Source organism: Halomonas citrativorans, from assembly GCF_900163645.1.
GTDB classification, from domain to species: Bacteria; Pseudomonadota; Gammaproteobacteria; order Pseudomonadales; family Halomonadaceae; genus Vreelandella; species Vreelandella citrativorans.
The window spans coordinates 43271-60738 of the sequence record NZ_FUKM01000013.1 but is presented as its reverse complement, the minus strand read 5'-3'; the positions used below and the strand labels follow the sequence as shown (position 1 = coordinate 60738).

The following is a 17468-nucleotide window of genomic DNA, read 5'->3' as shown; positions in this document are numbered from 1 at the left end:
AGTTGACGATAGCCGTATTATCGCTGATGGCAGTGACTTTTTCAGAGCTTCCCTAACTTTTGCAATGGTGGAGCGCGGCCAACTGCTGACCGTGGTGTTGTTCTTTCTGGTGGCACTGGTGGTAGGCCAGCTTGCCGGGCGAGGCCGTCAGCGTCTGATGGCGCTACGGGCAAGCCGTGACCAGACCCAGCTGCTGCTACGCTATGCCGAGCAGCTCTCCATGGCGGCGGATAGTGGCAGCGTTGCAAAAGTGGGTGTTGATACCCTTGTGGGTTGCTTTGCGGTGCCCACTGCCTTTATCGAAAGTGCCGAAAGTGCCAGCGAAGTGCGCGTGATGCATGCGCTTCCGGCTTCTGAGTACTTGGATATCACCGCTCGACAGGCAGCAGTATGGAGTTGGCAGCATCAGAAACCCAGCGGGCGAGACACGCAGACGCTTAGCCAGCAGGCCTGGCGTTTGATACCGTTGACGGTACAGGGGCAGCGTGTAGGAATGTTGGCGCTCAAACTGTCGGCAAGCCCAACAACGCTTGGCCACGAGCAGGAGGCGTTGATGGGTACGCTGTTGCGTCAGCTGAGCATGGCGCTGGAGCGTACCCGCTTGGTGGCTGAGCTGAACGTCACACGAGTGTCGGAAGAGAACGAGCGCTTGCGCTCTGCGCTGCTCTCGTCGGTTTCCCACGATCTACGTACGCCACTTGCCTCCATTATCGGGGCGACCAGCTCGCTGATTGAACTCAGGCCCCAGCTAAGCGACGGCGACCAGCGCGAGCTGCTCGATGGTATTCTATCCGAGAGCGAACGGCTCAACCGCTACATCCAGAACCTTCTGGACATGACGCGCCTTGGGCACGGTACGCTCAAGATCGAGCGCGACTGGGTGACGTTCGATGACTTGATCAACTCGGCGGTAAAGCGTTTGGGGCACTCCCTGAAGCACGTAACGATGCGCCGCACGTGGCCCGCGTCATTGCCGCTTCTGTACGTTCATCCGGCGCTGGTCGAGCAGGCCCTGGTCAACGTGCTGGATAACGCCCAGCGATTTTCACCGCCGGGTGGGGAGCTTTATATCAAGGCGCATCTGCGTGAAGGCGAGACCGCGACGCTGGTGATCACTATCGAGGATCAGGGGCCGGGTATTTCTTCTGAGCTGCGCGAGCAGGTATTCGATATGTTTTACAGTGGTGGCGATGGAGACCGCAGTGCCCATGGCAGCGGCTTAGGCCTTGCGATTTGTCGCGGCATGATCGGCGCGCACGGCGGTACGATCAGTGCCGATACTGGAGAAAACGGGCGGGGTACCGCCATCATTATTACCCTGCCACTGGAAGGCAGCGATGCGAGGAGAGCCGATGAAGAGTGAAAGCTGCGGACGTATTCTGATAGTTGACGACGAGCCTCAGATCCGGCGCTTTCTACGTATCAGCTTGGCTTCACAAGGATATGCCGTATTGGAGGCAGAGAATGGCGAGCAGGCACTGGGCGCGGTGTATACCCAGTCGCCAGACGTGGTGTTGCTTGATCTAGGGCTGTCCGATATAGATGGTCAGGACGTATTGCGCAGTATTCGCGAACACAGTAGCGTGCCGGTGATTGTGGTATCCGTGCGTGATCGTGAGGAGGAGAAGGTAAATTCGTTGGATAATGGCGCCAACGATTATGTCACCAAGCCCTTCGGTATTCAGGAACTGCTCGCGCGGATTCGTGCTGTGCAGCGCCAAGCATACAGAGCCAAGGGGGAAGCCGTTGCCAGCCGATACGCAAGCCAAGGGCTTGATATAGACCTTGATCTGCGCCAGGTAACGTTGAACCAGTCACCGGTACATCTGACTCGTAAGGAGTTTGACGTACTGGCGCGCCTGTGCCGGTATGCAGGTAGGGTTATTACCCAAACTCAACTGCTAAAGGAAATATGGGGACCCTCACACGTGGACAATACACACTACCTGCGTATTGTGGTAAGTCGCTTGCGCCAGAAACTGGGCGACGATCCGCAAGCACCGACGCTTCTACAGACCGAGGCGGGAGTGGGCTATCGTCTACTTGTGGAGCCTGAACGCCTTATTACCCATTAGCGGCGCCAGAACATCGGTGTAAGCAGCACCACGACCGTCAGAATTTCCAAACGTCCCATCAGCATGCCAATACATAACAACCATTTGGCAGTATCCGGCAAGGGCGCAAAATTCCCAGCAGGTCCGATTACATCTCCAAGCCCCGGCCCCACGTTAGTCACCGCGGTAACGGCGCCCGACAGGGCGGTGATGAAATCCAGCCCAAGTGCCGCCAAGCTTAATGCCAGCAGAGCAATGGTAATAAAGAAGAAAAACGAGAAGGCCACGACCCCACGGGAGATATCGTTGGTCACTGGCTGCTGGTTATAGCGCGTGGTGAACACGCCGTTGGCATGAATCAGATAGCGGAGCTGGTTGCGCAACATCAGAGTGGCGATCTGTAGCCGGAAAATTTTCATACCGCCACTGGTAGAGCCACTGCAGCCGCCTATGAAAGTCAGGTAGAAAAAAGCGACGACAGGAAGCGCACCCCACAAGCTGTAGTCCTGCGAAGCGTAGCCCGTCGTGGTGACGACTGATATGACATTAAACGTTACATGGGTAAAGGCTTCAAACACAGGCGTACCGTGAAAAATGCGCCATACGCTAAGCATCATGATAGCGGCTAGCAACAATTTTAATAGGCCCTGCACTTGCTGGTCTTTCCATGGTGCACTTTTAAAACCACGCAAAAACCGGATATAGAGCACAAAGGGCAGCGCCCCACTCAGCATAAACAGGCTGCCCATCCATAAAAGCCAAGGCTTGTCGGCATAAATGCCAAAGGAGGCGTCCGAGTTGGCAAAGCCGCCGGTGGCTATGGAGGTCATTCCATACACGGTGGCATCAATCGGCGTCATACCCGCCAGCCCGTAGCTCACGATGGCAAAAAGCGTAAAGCCGATATAGATTCCCAGCGTTGCTTTGGCAATGCCGCCGGTGCGCGGCATCACTTTGTCCGACCAGTCGGATGATTCAGTATGGAACAGGCGCATGCCGCCTACTTTTAAGAAGGGCAGAATAGCAATACCCGTTACGATAATGCCAATGCCTCCCATCCATTGCATTAAGCCGCGCCATAGCTTTAAACCGTCGGACAGTGAGTCGAGATCTACCATTACTGTTGAGCCGGTCGTGGTGATCGCGGACACAGACTCAAATACTGCATTGGTAAAGCTTAATTGTGGCGCGCCTAGCACTAAAGGCAGGCTTGCAAAGCCGCTGATACTGGTCCAGCTAGTAACGGTGAGAATGAACATTTGCCAGGGTTTTAGCTCCAACGGCACTCGGTAGGTAAGCAACCATATCAGCGCGACCATGGACAAAATCACCAGGATGGAGACTCCGAATGCTTGTGTATCAGGCTCGCGCTCAAGTAATAGCACGGCGCAGGGCACCAGCATAAACAACGCGAGTACCATCCAAAGCATCGAAAGAATTTTCAGAATAGGTGCCCAGTGCCGATAAAGCTCATTGTTACGATATAACGCTAGTGCCGAAAGGTGCATGGAGAGCCTGCTTATTAAACGCGTCAGTGCCTGCATATCACACCATATCGACGTATAAAAAGTACGTAAAAACAAACTAAAATGTGATTCTTTTGCTCGGCTAGTGTAGGGCAGCAGTACGTTTATTGTCTCGCTATCCAAGCGTAGAGCGTAGAGGTGTTAGCAAGTGGTAGCAGCAGGTGCTATCAAGCACGTAGAGTGTGGTTATAGCGAAATAAAAGCGCGTCGAACCGCTCCAAAAATATTTTATTGTAGTAAAATTACATTAAATATTGCGCATGATGCCTTTTTTTAGATAGATTTTAGGTAATCTAACCACGTAGATGGTCGTGGATAATAAATAGGAGCAGAGATGAGCCAGTCATATGCCTCCCCAGGCGCCCCATTAGGTGAACGTGACCATGCCATTGATCTAGCGCTTTTCGGGGCGTTGGGCGACCTCGCCATGCGCAAGCTGTTTCCTGCTTTATATCATCTTGACCGTGAAGGCCTGATGCCGGAAAGCACACGCATTATGGGGCTGGCGCGTCAGGAGCACGATGTGGCGTCCTTCAGGCAACAGGTTGGCGGCGCATTGCGTAAACGGCTCAAAAGCAGCGAGCTAGAGGACTCAAGTTTTGAGCGCTTTCTAAATCGTCTGGATTATCGTCAGCTCGACTTTTCCACAGAAGAGGGCTTTGAAGCCATTCGCGAATGGCGAGAAGGCTCAAAACAACCGATGGTGGTGTACCTTTCTGTTGCCGCGCGTATTTATGGCGATATTTGTCACCATCTTCAAGCCAGTGGAAGCCTGGATGAGGACTCCCGGGTCGTCGTTGAAAAACCAATTGGCTACGATCTGACATCGTCTGAACAGATCAACGATGCCATTGGCGCCGTATTTCCTGAGTCGCGTGTATACCGAATTGACCACTATCTGGGTAAAGAAACGGTTCAGAACCTGATTGCACTGCGCTTTGCCAATCCGCTCTTCGGTACTCAGTGGAACCAGAACCATATTTCCCACGTTGAGATTACCGTGGCCGAAAAGGTCGGTATTGAGGGGCGTTGGGGCTATTTTGATGATGCAGGCCAGCTGCGTGACATGGTGCAGAACCACCTGCTGCAGCTGTTATGTCTGATCGCCATGGACCCACCCTCCAACCTGGACGCGGATGCCATTCGGGATGAAAAGGTAAAAGTGTTGAAAGCGCTGAAACCTTTTAAAGGGGAGGCGTTAGGGCGCGATGTAGTACGTGGACAATATATTGCCGGCACCAGCGATGGCCAAGCGGTGCCTGGTTACCTGGAGGAAGAGGGCGCTAATACCCAGAGTCAGACGGAAACCTTTGTTGCGATGAAAACCGAGGTGTCTAACTGGCGTTGGGCGGGCGTGCCTTTTTATCTTCGCACCGGTAAGCGGATGCCCGAAAAGCTTTCGCAAATTGTGATCCATTTCCGCCAGCAGCCGCACTATATCTTTGATCCGGACCAGCGCGATATTGCTTCCAACAAGTTAATTATTCGCCTTCAGCCGGAAGAGGGGATTGCCCTACAAGTACTTACCAAAGACAGTGGCCTGGATAAAGGCATGCGTTTGCGCCCAGGGCCCTTACATCTTGATTTTAATAGTGCCTTCCCTAAATCACGTATTCCCGATGCTTATGAGCGCCTCTTGCTTGAAGTCATGAAAGGCCAACAGTATCTGTTTGTACGCCGTGATGAGGTGGAGCACGCTTGGCGCTGGTGCGATCAGTTAATTGCCGGTTGGCAGAGTCGTGAAACGCCACCGCGGCGTTATCCGGCGGGCTCTTGGGGGCCGGTTGCCTCCATTGCGATGATTACCCAGGATGGCCGCAGCTGGTACGAGGATTATTAACATGAGCCAACAACGTCAAAAACTGGCGGAACAGCTAGCCGAAGCGGTCGCGCAGGCCTTGAGTGAAGATCTAGACCGCCAGGAGCGCGTGCTTCTGGTCGTGTCCGGTGGCTCGACCCCGGTGCCTTTTTTTAAAGCCTTGGCCGCCAAGCCGCTAGCCTGGTCGCGTATCGATATCACTCTGGCGGACGAGCGCTGGGTAGATGAACAAAGCAGCGACAGCAACGCCAAACTGGTGCGTGAAAACCTGCTGCAAGGCGATGCCGCAGCGGCGCGTTTCGTGCCGCTAACCGCAGAAGCATCGACGCCTGAAGAGGGCGTCGCGGCGGTAGCCGAACAGACCGCATCGCTTAGCTGGCCAGCCAGCGTGGTGATACTTGGTATGGGTGGGGATGGCCATACAGCCTCGCTGTTCCCGGATAGCCAGGAACTGGGGTTAGCGCTTTCTACTGACGAGCCGCTGGTAGCGGTGCGAACCCCTAGTCAGCCACAGCCGCGGATCACCTTTTCAGCTTCCCGGCTACACCAGGCACACCGGCATATTTTACATATTACCGGTGACGATAAGCGTGCCGTACTGGCCAATGCCTTGAACGGCGATGATGTGCGGCAATTGCCAATACGTGCCTTTTTGTCATGCCCCTTGGCTATTTACTGGGCACCTTAACAATCAATTAATAATAGATCTCCGGAGACTTACGATGTCTATAGATAAACAGTTACCTTCAACGCGTACCGCCGAACTTGACAGTATTTGCCTTAAAGCGGAAGTGATTCCGGTGATCACCATTGACCGCCTTGAAGATGCCGTGCCGCTTGGAAAGGCCCTGGTAGAGGGCGGTTTAACGGTTCTCGAAATCACTCTGCGTACCGACTGTGCGCTGGAAGCCATTAAGCGCATGCGTGAAGCGTTACCCGGTGCAAGCATCGGTGTGGGTACCGTACTAACTCCCGCTCAGTATCGCCAGGCCGAAGAGGTAGGTGCTGATTTTGTAGTAACGCCGGGCACGACCGAAGCACTTTATCGTTACGGTATCGAAAGCTCGGTACCCATGCTGCCGGGTGTTTCGACCATATCAGAGCTGATGACCGGCTGGCAGTTCGGTTATCGCCGCTTCAAGTTCTTCCCGGCGGAGTCCAGCGGTGGCGTTAAAGCACTCAAGGCCTTTGGTGCTCCGATCCCAGGCGCGAAGTTTTGCCCCACGGGCGGCATCACGGTCGAGAATGCGGCATCCTACCTGTCACTGCCCAACGTCATGTGCGTAGGTGGCTCTTGGCTCACGCCCGCCAGGTTGGTTGAAGCCGAAGATTGGGAAGGCATTCGCAAATTGGCTCAGGAAGCCGCCGAACGTTTTCATCATTAATGGAGCGCCTGGATTTGTACGCCCAAAGCTATTTTAAGGACTATTCCAAAGGCTATTTCAAGGGCTATCCACAGGTTTAGGCGATTTCTGAAGGTCTTCCTGTCTTATCACCGGGCAACGTCATGTTGCCCGGTTTTTTTATGCAAAATAACACGTTAGGTAAGACCAAAGGGGGATAAACGTTAATCCACCGCTCCGTTAGAATCTCCTCGGAGATATGTCAGACATTTATTCGCACTGCGCATGTACAACACGATGACTAAATAATGGAGCAAGCCAACATGCATATGCTGACCCTGGCGTCTTTCCTGTTTTTTACAGGGCTGGTCGCTTTTATTACGTGGCGTATTACACGCCGGGATGATCACTCCAGTACCACTGGTTACTTCCTGGCAGGGCGCTCGCTGACCTTCCCGCTGATTGCGGGTTCGTTGCTAATGACCAACCTCTCCACTGAGCAGATGGTAGGCCTAAACGGGGCTGCGTTTGCCGATGGGCTAAGCGTTATGGCATGGGAAGTCGTTGCAGTTATCGCGTTGGTCGCGCTGGCGCTGTTTTTCCTGCCGCGCTTTTTAAAAAGCGGTATTACTACACTGCCGCAATTGCTGGAAATCCGCTTTGATAAAGGCACCCAGCTGATCACCAACGTCATTTTCCTTATTGCCTATGCCGTTATTTTGCTGCCGATCATTCTCTATTCTGGTGCGATTGGCTTGCAGGGGATGCTGGATCTGCAAGGGCTAACCGGTATTCAGTCATCAAGCACACTGCTTTGGCTAACCGTATGGATCGTGGGCATTATCGGTGCGATCTATGCCCTATTTGGCGGGCTACGTACGGTTGCCGTTTCCGACACGCTGAACGGTATTGGGCTGTTAGTGGGCGGTTTTGTGGTCGTCTATTTTGGCCTTCAAGCGGTGAGTGGCGGTACGGGCATCATGGAAGGCTGGAGCATTCTTAAGCAGAGCGACCCGGATAAGCTCAACTCGATTGGTGGCTCAGAGCAGCAGGTGCCGTTCTTCACGCTGTTTACCGGGGTCTTTCTGATTAACTTGTTTTATTGGAGCACGAATCAACAGATTATCCAGCGAACGCTTGCCGCCAAAAACCTGGCCGAAGGCCAAAAGGGTGTGCTGCTGACAGGGCTTTTTAAACTGCTTGGCCCGCTGTATCTCGTGCTGCCAGGTATTATTGCCTATAACCTGTATGCTGATCAGGGGGTGCAGGCTGATGAAGCCTACGGGCATTTGGTGTTTAACGTTCTACCGCCTTATTTAACGGGTTTCTTTGCGGCGGTTATGGTCGGGGCGATCCTGTCCTCGTTTAACTCCGCGCTTAATAGCACCACCACCATTTTCAGCCTGGGTATTTATAAAGGCGTGCTGAATAAAGACGCTACTGAGCAGGAGATTGTTAAATCGGGCAAGATCTTTGGCTGGTTCATGGCGATTATTACCATGATTATCGCGCCACTTCTGGCCGGGCAGGATAGTCTATTCGGCTACCTGCAGAAGATGAACGCCATTTACTTTATTCCTATTCTGGCTGTTGTGCTGGTGGGGCTACTGACCAAACGGGTACCTCCCATGGCCGCCAAAATAGCGCTGGTGGGCGGCTGTTTATTGATCGCGGCTGGTTACTTTGTGCCGCCATTTAATCTCTTGCCTGAGATTATGAATGAGTTCCACTTCGTCGCATTGGTGTTTGCCTTGTTAGTGGTGATGATGCTGATTGTTGGTAAGCTACGTCCGCGCGAAACGGACTGGGTACAGGAGCATGTCGGCGGTGTTGATTTAACGCCCTGGAAAGGTGCACTACCCTCAGGTGTCGCGCTGATCATTTTAGTGATCATTATTTATATAAGCTTTGCTGGATAATTGCCGATAGGGCGCTGAAAGATAGCCCTGTTAGCAATAGCGCTGTCATCAATAGCCCAGTAACAGAAAGGCCCCGTTAGTATCAACTAGCGGGGCCTTATCGTTTTAGCGGCTGTTGTTGGATTTATGCAAGCCGTAGCGGCGGTTCGGCGAGCCCGGCTATGTCGATTTGCACAGAAAATAGCGCGCCAGCGTTCGGCTCTTTAGCAAGCTGCTCTGAAGTGAAACCCTCTTGAGCCGTCGTGATATACAGCGTTTTAAGCTCTGGGCCTGCAAACACCGGGCAAGAGGGCTGACTGGCTGATAGGTGCACTCGGCCAATAATCTCGCCGTCAGCGTTTAAGCGCACAACCTCACCAGCACCCCAAAGCGCTAGCCATAGGCAGCCTTGGTTATCCATCACGGCGCCGTCGGGGTTGCCAATGTGGCCGGAAAAATCCGCAAAAGGCTCGGGTTCTCCGAGTGGCCAGCCCTGGTCATCCAGCGCCCAGCGCATCACTACGCCGGTTGGCGTATCCGTAAAGTAAGCGGCGGTGCCATCGGGTGAAAAACACAGCGCATTAGGAATGCTAAGCCCGGTACGCAGCTGGCTAAGCTTGCCGCGATGCAGTCGGTAGAGGCTGCCCGCCTGTTGCTCAGCCTGTTTTCCCATGCTTGAAAACCACAGGCTGCCATGCCTGTCCACACGTGCGTCATTGCTGCGCGTAACAGGGTTATCGGCTTCAACGTCGGCAAAGTGGGTAATGCTGTCGTTTTCAGGGTCGAAGTAGCTCAATGAGCGCTCACCCACTAGTAGCAGGCGGCCATCCTCAAGCGGCGCGGCCAAGGAAACCATCTCGTCTAGCGCTACATGGTCATGCCGCTGGCTGGCGTGAGAGAGCCAGTGCAAGCGCTTGCCAAGAATATCGCACCAGTAAAGCCGTCCGCTGCTGGCTTGCCATTGCGGGCCTTCTCCAAGCAGGCAGCCGCTATCTACTGCGACAGTTGCCTGCCATGTGGGTAATGACATTATTCTTCTCCGGCTTTTTTCCAAGCGTTAACTAACGCAATCGCCTGTTGGGCAACCGCCTTGGCGCTTTGCCCGGGTTTATAAAGTGCGCTGCCCAGGCCAGCACCATCTACACCGGCTGCTCGCCAAGCGGCGAAGTTATCGATTCCAACACCGCCTACGGCGTACAAACGAGTGCCTTCAGGCAGTACGGCGCGCACGGCTTTCATACCTTCCAGCCCGACCTGGATGGCAGGAAAAAGCTTAAGCCCTGTCGCTCCAGCGTCAAGTGCATCGAATGCTTCGGAAGGGGTAACAATGCCTGGCCAGCTCGCCATCTCAAGACGATGCGTTTCTTCAATCACATTGGGACGACAATTAGGCGAGACAATTAAACGCCCACCAGCGGCATGAACGTCTCGCACTTGTGAGGGTGTAAGCACGGTGCCCGCGCCAATGACCGCCTGCTCGCCAAAGGCGTTGACTAAGCGGCGAATGCTCTCTAGTGGCTCCGGCGAGTTAAGCGGCACTTCAATTTGGGTGATGCCTGCGTTAAGCACCGCATCAGCAACGTCGATAACGTCATCGGGCGTTACGCCTCGCAAAATTCCGATCAGGGGTAACGTCATAGAGTTCTCTCTGTATTATTTGTTAGTGCCTGGTGGGCGAGACGAAGACCTGCCAGTACGGCGGTGTCGCCCTCAACGTGATGGGTCTGAAAGCCGAGCGCATTAAGGGCCAAATGGTAACGATGACAAAGCGCTGGATTACCAATCAAGGTAACCGTTTCATCGGTGGGTAATGATTGGCAGGCGCCCGCTAGCTCAAGGCCAATCGCAAGGCCAGAAAGCCGTGCCGAGAGCACGCTCGCCCGGGTGTTACCCATGGGCAGGCGGCTATCAAGTAAATCCTGCGCCCGCAGGCCGAACAGGCGGCTGCTAAACGTCTCTGGGGCTGCGTTTATCTCGCTGACGGCGGCGATGAACGCATCGCGGCAGGCGGGCTCGTTTAGCGCATCGCTGCCAATGGAGTGTTTTAGAACCGACTGATTCGCCAGCAGCTGATAAAGCTCGCCTGTTAGATAGGTGGTGAACTGTGTTACCGCGCCTGACTCAATGCTCGCCCATTTGGAATGGGTGCCCGGCAGGCAGACCCGGCCTGAAAAATCGGGCGCTTCGGCCGCGAGGCCAGCAAGCTGAGTCTCTTCTCCGCGCATGACATCAAAATGCTGAGCTGCGCTGTGGGTTTGGCTCAGGCCGGGTAGTAGATGCACCCGCAGCTGGCCACCTACCAGCCGAGGTATCACCGCGCCATGGCTAAGCTGGTCAAGCGAGATAGGCACTGGCAGGTAAGCGGCTTCCAGCCAGCCTTGTCGAGCGCCTGCCATGCCGCACACCATTACCGCTATTTGGCTATTTGCAGGTAGCCAATCGCCCACCAGACGTAGCAGTTCAGCCTCGTATTCATCAGGCGTGAGCGAAAGCATGCCCTTATCGCTGCTGGCGTTGGCGATCACCTGGTTTTGCTTATCGAGCCCCCAGGCACGCAGATTGCTGGAGCCCCAGTCCACCGCGATCCAGGCGAGCGTTTGCGGTAACGCATCAGAATCGGTACGCATGTGACGATATCTCCACGAATAAGGTTCTCCACGATTAAGAAAGCATGGCTTACCACTCAGCGATAGAACCGTCGTCGTGCGTCCATACCGGGTTGCGCCAGCGGTGGCCTGTTTTTGCGCGCTCTTCAACATAGGCTTCATCAATTTCTACGCCCAGGCCGGGGCCTTGGGGAATAGCGCAAAAACCGTCGGTGATACTTAGGGCTGTTTTGTCTACCAGGTAGTCCAGCACGTCATTGCCCTGGTTGTAGTGAATCCCCATGCTTTGTTCTTGAATGAAGGCGTTATGGCAGACAGCATCCAGCTGAAGTGAGGCGGCCAGGGTTAACGGCCCAAGCGGGCAGTGGGGCGCCAGCGCCACATCGTAGGCAGAGGCGAGGGTGGCGATTTTCAGCCCTTCGCTAATGCCGCCACAGTGGGAAATATCGGGCTGGATAATGTCGATCATGCCATCGGCCAGCAGGTCGCGGAACTGAAAGCGGGTATGCAAGCGTTCGCCGGTCGCCAAGGGGTAGCTCAACCCGCCCGCAATATCTTTCAAGCAAGGCAAGTGTTCCGGTGCAACGGGCTCTTCAACAAACATGGGATGGTAAGGCTCAAGCTCACGCAGTAATGCTTTGGCCATGGGGCGATGGACGCGGCCATGAAAGTCGATACCGATACCCACATCCGGCCCAACGGCATCGCGCGCCTCACGAACTCGGGCCACGGCTTCATCGACCTTGCGATGAGAGTCGACGATTTGCATTTCGGGCGTGCCGTTCATCTTGAACGCGGTAAAGCCTTTTTCGACCAGCGCCTTGGCACCAGCGCCCACATCGCTTGGGCGGTCGCCCCCGGTCCAGGCATACATGCGCATTTTATCGCGCACCGCTCCCCCCAAGAGTTGGTGAACGGGAACACCTAAATCACGCCCTTTAAGGTCCCACAGTGCCTGGTCAATACCCGCAATGGCGCTCATCAAAATGGGGCCGCCGCGATAGAACCCGGCACGATAGAGCGTGTTCCAAAGGTGTTCGATCCGATGAGGGTCCTGGCCAATCAGGTAGTCGGAAAGTTCATGAACGGCCGCTTCCACCGTTGCGGCGCGGCCTTCGATGACCGGCTCGCCCCAGCCATAACAGCCTTCATCGGTTTCGATTTTCAGAAACAGCCAGCGGGGAGGGACTTGCCATGTTTTAAGACGAGTAATTTTCATACGGTGCAATCCTCATGGTTAGCCGAGTGGGTACGGCAAGCGTTAATGCAGGAATTTGTTTCAGCCCAGCTAGACGATGCCCAGGTCGATAGCGGTTCGCCGCAATACCTCGCGTGCAGCATTGTCGGCCGCGTTAACGTCGCCGGCTTTAATCGCATCCAATACGTGGCGGTGCCGGGTCAAGCTGTCGTCGAGCGTTTTAATATCGTGTTGCGAGCGATATACCAGCGCCATGATTGAAGGGCGTAATAAATGGCCCATTTGCCGCCACACCAGGTTATGCGTCGCTTGGTAGATCACATCGTGAAAGGCAACATCGAACTCAATGTGCTGGGCGCGCGCGTCAGGATTGCCTGCCGAACAGCGCATGCCTTCAAACGCCGCTTCCAGCTGTGTAATGTCATCACCGGTGGCCGCCTGGGCTGCTAATCTCGCAACCGTGGGCTCTGCTGAGAATCGAAAAGCGTAAATTGCGCGCACGAGCTGAGGGTCCAGGTTGACGAGCCCCGTCATCCATTCGCTCATCAATGGGTCAAGCAGGTGCCATTCACCCATCTCACGAACCAGCGTGCCCCGGCCCGCCGTGCGCTCTATAAGCCCGGCAGCCGTTAGGCTTGCCAATGCATTGCGTACCTGATTGCGGCTGACGGCAAAGTGCTTGCCGATATCCAGCTCCTTGGGAAAGACGTCACCGGGCTGCCAGTGGCCGGTTAATAGCGCCCTGGCCAGTAAGCGTGCCAAGTGTTCAGCGCCACCGTGGTGGGCGGGCAGGGTATCCAGCGTCATGGGATGTCTCTATAAATGACGGTAATAGCGTGAGCTTATTAAATGTCAGACATTTTAACAACCAGACGAAAGTTGGTTTTAGGTGGGCCTTTTTTAAAAGGACTGTTTTTAAAGTGCAGTTTTTAAAAGGACGGGTCTTAAAAGAAATCGCTTTTAACGCGCCCGTAGTGCGGCAATATCATCCTGAGTGGGTAGCGCGGCGTACGCGCCAGGGCGAGTAACGGCATGAGCCCCACTGCGGCAGGCAGTATCCACCGCAGCGCTTAAGAAAGCGTTATCCTCGTGCCAACCTGGGGCAATGCCGTGGCGAGAAAGCTCTGCCAGCAGGCCACCAATAAACGCATCGCCACCCGCTGTCGTATCCACTGCTTGTACACTGGGCGGAGCAATACGCTGTGTTATGGCAGCACTTTTAAGCACCACATCGTTAGGGCCGTCAGTAATCAAAATGACGTTGACGCCTGCGGCTAAACGCTGGTTAAGCCAGGTGTCCTGAGACTGCTCGCCGCGCAGGTAATCCAGCTCCTCAAGCGATATCTTGAGCAGTTCGGCAGTGTCTAAAAGCTGCATCACCAGGCCAATATCGGCGGCGGCATCTGCCCACAAATTATGTCGCAGGTTGGCGTCAACGCTCACCAGGCAGCCAGACTGCTTGGCCATGTTTGCCAAGGCTAGGGTGGTTTCGGCAATGTCAGGGTCGGTTAGGCTATTGCTGCACAGGTGCACGATGGCTGGCGTTTCAAATACTCCTTGGGGCAAATGATGAATGCGATAGAGCAGGTCAGCGGCCGGTGGGCGGTAGAAGTCAAAGGTGCGTTCGCCGAGGGAGTCTCGGGAGACAAACGCGAGTGCCGTACGGGCCATGTTAGTCAGCATAACGCCATCGGTATTAACCCCATGGCTGTTGAGTTCCCGAATCAAAAAATGGCCAAATGTGTCATCGCCGACCATACCTAAAAAGTGACTAGGCACCCCAAGCCGAGCACAAGCGACGGCAACATTAGCAGGCGCGCCGCCAGCGTAGGGAGTAAAGGTTTCTTGGCGGTCGTTAGCATCGCCTAAGCGACTTGAAAGCATATCCACCAGCGCTTCGCCAAACGCAATAACAGAAATCATGGGTTGTCCTTGTTGTTTTGAGGTTGCTGCCCTGCGCGTTAAAACACTTCTTCGTTATGTAGCGCTTCGGCAGCGCCTAGCAGGCCTGTCCATGGGTGAGTAACGACCCAGATAGGAATATCCGCATTATAGGTGTGCATACGCCCTTTATTGATAAAGGCCGTATGTAGCTCGCTTTTGGGCAGCCAGTCCAGCAGGCGTGGAACAATGCCGCCACACAGATAAACGCCCCCGCGAGCGCCCATCGTCAGTGTTGCATCGCCACACACATCCCCCAGGATTTTTAGAAACCGCAGCAGCGTACGACTGGCTAATTCATCACCCTGCTGGGCAGCTTGAGTCACCTCAGCGGCAGTGGTAAACGCTGGCGCTATGCCTTCAAGGGCGCAGTCAGCTGTATACAGGTCAACAATGCCTTGGCCACACAATAGGCGCTCCACGCTGACGCGTGGGTAGTGCTTGTATAGCTCATCCAGCAGTTCGCGCTCTCGAATATCGGTGGGAGCAAACGTAACATGGCCGCCTTCTGTGGGCAGCGGAATCCATGCGTGCAGGCCAGGAAAAACGCCCGCCACACCCAGCCCCGTGCCTGGGCCAATTACCAGGCGCGCTGCATGTGCTTGAGGCACGCCTGGCTTTACTTCCACCAGGTCGTGATCTGGCACGTGGGGAATGCCCAATGCCTGAGCCGTGAAGTCATTAATGACTTTAAACAGCGAAAGGCTCAGCGTCTGCTGAACCTCGCTTTTTAAAAACTGCCAGTGGTTGTTGGTCATTTTGACCTGCTCGGCATGCACCGGGCAGGCAAACGCTAGGCAGGCCTCAGTAGGCGCGTTACCGCCGGTCGCGCCCACTTGGCTCAAATAGTCTTGGGCTGCTTCCACTACCCCCGGGTAGTCGGCGCAGGGCAGGTTGAGAATGTGCTGGGGCGTTTTCTCCCCTGGGGTGACCAGCGCAAAGCGGGCGTTGGTTCCCCCGATGTCACCAATGAGAGCAGGTCGGCTCATTGGTCCTCCTGCTCGATTTTTTCCAGTTCTCGGGAAAGAGCGTCAGCTTCAAAGCCGCCAAACACGCCTGCGCCTTCTTCCGCTTTGGTAGCCAAGTGGCGGAAGCCGCCAAATAGCTCGCGACCCATGCCAAAGTGGTTCTGCTCAAGATTGGCCTGCGCGCACGGTCTGGCATCAAACGTAGCGGCATCCATCAGCACGTTAAGTTCGCCGGTTTCGGCATCCAAGCGCACAATGTCACCATCCTGCAACTTGGATAGAGGGCCGCGGTCAACGGCTTCAGGCGTTACATGGATAGCGGCAGGCACTTTGCCTGAAGCGCCCGACATACGGCCATCGGTCACTAGGGCCACTTTAAAGCCACGGTCTTGTAGCACGCCTAAAAACGGCGTGAGCTTGTGCAGTTCGGGCATGCCATTGGCTTTAGGGCCCTGGAAGCGCACAACCACGATGACATCACGGTCCAACCGACCCGATTCAAACGCCGCTTTTACCTGGTTTTGGTCATCAAATAGCTGAACAGGCGCCTCAACAATGCGGTGTGCCTGTTTCACCGCGGAAATTTTAATCACGCCACGGCCCAGGTTGCCGTCGAGTACGGTAAGCCCGCCAGTTGGCGAGAAGGGATTGCTGACCGGGCGGAGTACCTCTGAATCGAGGCTGGATTCAGGGCCTTCGCGCCAAGTGAGCTTGCCATCTTCAAGGAAAGGCTCTTGCGTGTAGGCGGTCATGTCCGTACCAAAGACGGTAGGAATGTCGCCATGCATAAGACCCGCTTGGAGCAGTTCGCGAATCAGCAGGCTCATACCGCCCGCCGCCTGGAAGTGATTAACATCCGCCTGGCCGTTGGGGTAAATGCGGGTCATGCTGGGCACTACTGCTGAAAGCTCGGTGAAATCGTCCCAGTTAATGGTAATGCCCGCCGCGGCTGCCATGGCTACCAGGTGTAGCGTGTGGTTGGTTGAGCCGCCCGAGGCTAGCAGGCCGACAATTGCGTTAACAATCGCTCGCTCATCAATTTGCTTATAGAACGGGCGGTAGTTGCCGCTTTGTTCGGTATTGCGAATGGCCTGTTCAGTGGCATAGCGGGTGAGCGCTTCACGCAGCGGAGTGCCTGGGTTAACAAACGAGGCGCCGGGCAGGTGGAGGCCCATCATTTCCATCATTAGCTGGTTGGAATTGGCGGTGCCGTAAAACGTGCAGGTGCCGGGGCTATGATAGGACTGGGATTCGGCTTCCAGCAGCTCGTCTCGGCCAACCTTGCCTTCAGCATAAAGCTGGCGAACGCGGGCTTTTTCATCATTGGGAAGGCCAGTGGTCATGGGGCCACCAGGCACAAACATGGCCGGTAGATGGCCAAAGCGTGCAGCGCCAATAAATAGCCCAGGCACAATTTTATCGCAGATACCCAAGTACAGCGTTGCATCAAACATGTTGTGAGAAAGTGCGACCGCCGTTGCCATGGCGATCACGTCGCGGGAAAACAGTGACAGCTCCATGCCGGGCTGCCCTTGGGTCACGCCGTCGCACATGGCGGGTACGCCACCTGCAAACTGGGCGGTTGAACCCATGCCCCGCGCGGCTTCTTTAATAACCGCAGGGTAGTCTTCAAAAGGCCGGTGAGCGGAAAGCATATCGTTATAGGACGATACGATGCCCACGTTGGCGCTATTGGTTAACTTGAGTCGGCCCTTATCGACAGGAACATCGCAGCCGGCAAAGCCGTGCGCCAGGTTCCCGCAGGAAAGCTCGCCACGATGGACGCCTTGCTTATGTTGGTCCGCCATATGCGCTTCGTAGAGCGCGCGCCGCTGCCGAGAACGTTCACGGATACGTTGGGTAACCTTGGCAACGGTAGGATTTAACGTAGCAGGTGTTGGGCTCGGCATAATGACCTCTGCATGATAGAAACGGCACGATTTGTGTAGTTATTTTACATATTTTTATGCTGTTTTAAGTAAATAAAAAATAAAACAGGTTATTCGTTTGGTTTTATTACTATATCCAAGGCCTTGCGGCTTATATTCTCTTTAGATTCAGGCAATGGCACAGTCTCTTGGCGGCTCGCTTAAGCAAGTCTAGTATAATCCAATT

General features: G+C 54.9%; 15 protein-coding genes. 6 read left to right on the top strand and 9 right to left on the bottom strand.

Features of this window, described 5'->3' with window-relative positions:
* Both CZ787_RS03320 and CZ787_RS03315 read left to right on the top strand, forming a co-directional pair.
* The coding region (locus CZ787_RS03320) for an ATP-binding protein (RefSeq protein ID WP_328514765.1) at positions 1–1363 on the top strand (1363 nt) is incomplete at its 5' end.
* Entirely contained in the window at positions 1353–2075 is a 723-nt protein-coding gene (locus tag CZ787_RS03315) for a response regulator (protein ID WP_087106164.1), read from the top strand. The genes CZ787_RS03320 and CZ787_RS03315, both read left to right, overlap by 11 nt.
* Here CZ787_RS03315 and CZ787_RS03310 read toward each other — a convergent pair.
* Entirely contained in the window at positions 2072–3562 is a 1491-nt protein-coding gene (locus CZ787_RS03310) for a TrkH family potassium uptake protein (RefSeq protein ID WP_087106162.1), read from the bottom strand. The two genes, CZ787_RS03315 and CZ787_RS03310, sit on opposite strands and share 4 nt — an antisense overlap.
* A 352-nt stretch (positions 3563–3914) precedes the next feature.
* Between CZ787_RS03310 and zwf the strand changes: the two genes are divergently transcribed.
* The 4 genes from zwf (at position 3915) to CZ787_RS03290 (ending at position 8661) form a co-directional block, all read left to right on the top strand.
* On the top strand, positions 3915–5420 hold the full coding sequence (gene zwf / locus CZ787_RS03305) for a glucose-6-phosphate dehydrogenase (protein WP_087106160.1): 1506 nt from the start codon (positions 3915–3917) through the stop codon (positions 5418–5420).
* Position 5421: 1 nt separating this feature from the next.
* A complete protein-coding gene (pgl, locus tag CZ787_RS03300; protein ID WP_087106158.1) occupies positions 5422–6087 on the top strand; it encodes a 6-phosphogluconolactonase in 666 nt (221 codons plus the stop codon).
* A 34-nt stretch (positions 6088–6121) separates the two neighbouring features.
* Positions 6122–6784 (top strand): bifunctional 4-hydroxy-2-oxoglutarate aldolase/2-dehydro-3-deoxy-phosphogluconate aldolase, encoded by a 663-nt coding sequence (locus CZ787_RS03295; protein WP_087106156.1) that lies wholly within the window; start codon positions 6122–6124, stop codon positions 6782–6784.
* A 281-nt stretch (positions 6785–7065) separates the two neighbouring features.
* Positions 7066–8661 carry a solute:sodium symporter family transporter gene (locus tag CZ787_RS03290; RefSeq protein WP_087106155.1) on the top strand — a complete coding sequence of 532 codons (1596 nt, stop codon included), beginning with the start codon at positions 7066–7068 and terminating at the stop codon, positions 8659–8661.
* A 124-nt stretch (positions 8662–8785) separates the two neighbouring features.
* Here CZ787_RS03290 and CZ787_RS03285 read toward each other — a convergent pair whose 3' ends face one another.
* From CZ787_RS03285 to edd, 8 genes are all read right to left on the bottom strand, one after another.
* On the bottom strand, positions 8786–9670 hold the full coding sequence (locus tag CZ787_RS03285) for an SMP-30/gluconolactonase/LRE family protein (RefSeq protein WP_087106153.1): 885 nt from the start codon (positions 9668–9670) through the stop codon (positions 8786–8788).
* The gene (locus tag CZ787_RS03280; protein ID WP_087106152.1) at positions 9670–10278 is read right to left on the bottom strand and encodes a 2-dehydro-3-deoxy-6-phosphogalactonate aldolase; all 609 of its coding nucleotides are present in this window, start codon (positions 10276–10278) and stop codon (positions 9670–9672) included. The genes CZ787_RS03285 and CZ787_RS03280 overlap by 1 nt, the downstream gene beginning before the upstream one ends.
* Positions 10275–11267 carry a 2-dehydro-3-deoxygalactonokinase gene (locus CZ787_RS03275; RefSeq protein WP_087106150.1) on the bottom strand — a complete coding sequence of 331 codons (993 nt, stop codon included), beginning with the start codon at positions 11265–11267 and terminating at the stop codon, positions 10275–10277. Before CZ787_RS03275 ends, CZ787_RS03280 begins: the two co-directional genes overlap by 4 nt.
* 49 nt (positions 11268–11316) lie before the next feature.
* On the bottom strand, positions 11317–12465 hold the full coding sequence (gene dgoD, locus CZ787_RS03270; RefSeq protein ID WP_087106148.1) for a galactonate dehydratase: 1149 nt from the start codon (positions 12463–12465) through the stop codon (positions 11317–11319).
* Between the two features lie 69 nt (positions 12466–12534).
* Positions 12535–13251 (bottom strand): FadR/GntR family transcriptional regulator, encoded by a 717-nt coding sequence (locus tag CZ787_RS03265; protein WP_087106146.1) that lies wholly within the window; start codon positions 13249–13251, stop codon positions 12535–12537.
* Between the two features lie 153 nt (positions 13252–13404).
* A complete protein-coding gene (locus CZ787_RS03260) occupies positions 13405–14367 on the bottom strand; it encodes a carbohydrate kinase family protein (protein WP_087106144.1) in 963 nt (320 codons plus the stop codon).
* A gap of 38 nt (positions 14368–14405) precedes the next feature.
* Positions 14406–15374, bottom strand: a complete 969-nt coding sequence (gene glk / locus CZ787_RS03255) for a glucokinase (RefSeq protein WP_087106142.1) — start codon at positions 15372–15374, stop codon at positions 14406–14408.
* Positions 15371–17263: a phosphogluconate dehydratase gene (gene edd / locus CZ787_RS03250; protein ID WP_087106140.1), complete on the bottom strand. Its 1893-nt coding sequence runs from the start codon at positions 17261–17263 to the stop codon at positions 15371–15373. The genes glk and edd overlap by 4 nt, the downstream gene beginning before the upstream one ends.
* Between the last annotated feature and the right edge of the window lie 205 nt (positions 17264–17468).

Coding starts and splice junctions, on each gene's coding strand:
- glk (WP_087106142.1), bottom strand. CDS start 15,374: ATGAGCCGACCTGCTCTCATTGGTGACATCGGGGGAACCAACGCCCGC.
- CZ787_RS03290 (WP_087106155.1), top strand. CDS start 7,066: ATGCATATGCTGACCCTGGCGTCTTTCCTGTTTTTTACAGGGCTGGTC.
- CZ787_RS03310 (WP_087106162.1), bottom strand. CDS start 3,562: ATGCACCTTTCGGCACTAGCGTTATATCGTAACAATGAGCTTTATCGG.
- CZ787_RS03265 (WP_087106146.1), bottom strand. CDS start 13,251: ATGACGCTGGATACCCTGCCCGCCCACCACGGTGGCGCTGAACACTTG.
- zwf (WP_087106160.1), top strand. CDS start 3,915: ATGAGCCAGTCATATGCCTCCCCAGGCGCCCCATTAGGTGAACGTGAC.
- edd (WP_087106140.1), bottom strand. CDS start 17,263: ATGCCGAGCCCAACACCTGCTACGTTAAATCCTACCGTTGCCAAGGTT.
- CZ787_RS03295 (WP_087106156.1), top strand. CDS start 6,122: ATGTCTATAGATAAACAGTTACCTTCAACGCGTACCGCCGAACTTGAC.
- CZ787_RS03315 (WP_087106164.1), top strand. CDS start 1,353: ATGAAGAGTGAAAGCTGCGGACGTATTCTGATAGTTGACGACGAGCCT.
- CZ787_RS03285 (WP_087106153.1), bottom strand. CDS start 9,670: ATGTCATTACCCACATGGCAGGCAACTGTCGCAGTAGATAGCGGCTGC.
- CZ787_RS03275 (WP_087106150.1), bottom strand. CDS start 11,267: ATGCGTACCGATTCTGATGCGTTACCGCAAACGCTCGCCTGGATCGCG.
- pgl (WP_087106158.1), top strand. CDS start 5,422: ATGAGCCAACAACGTCAAAAACTGGCGGAACAGCTAGCCGAAGCGGTC.
- dgoD (WP_087106148.1), bottom strand. CDS start 12,465: ATGAAAATTACTCGTCTTAAAACATGGCAAGTCCCTCCCCGCTGGCTG.
- CZ787_RS03260 (WP_087106144.1), bottom strand. CDS start 14,367: ATGATTTCTGTTATTGCGTTTGGCGAAGCGCTGGTGGATATGCTTTCA.
- CZ787_RS03280 (WP_087106152.1), bottom strand. CDS start 10,278: ATGACGTTACCCCTGATCGGAATTTTGCGAGGCGTAACGCCCGATGAC.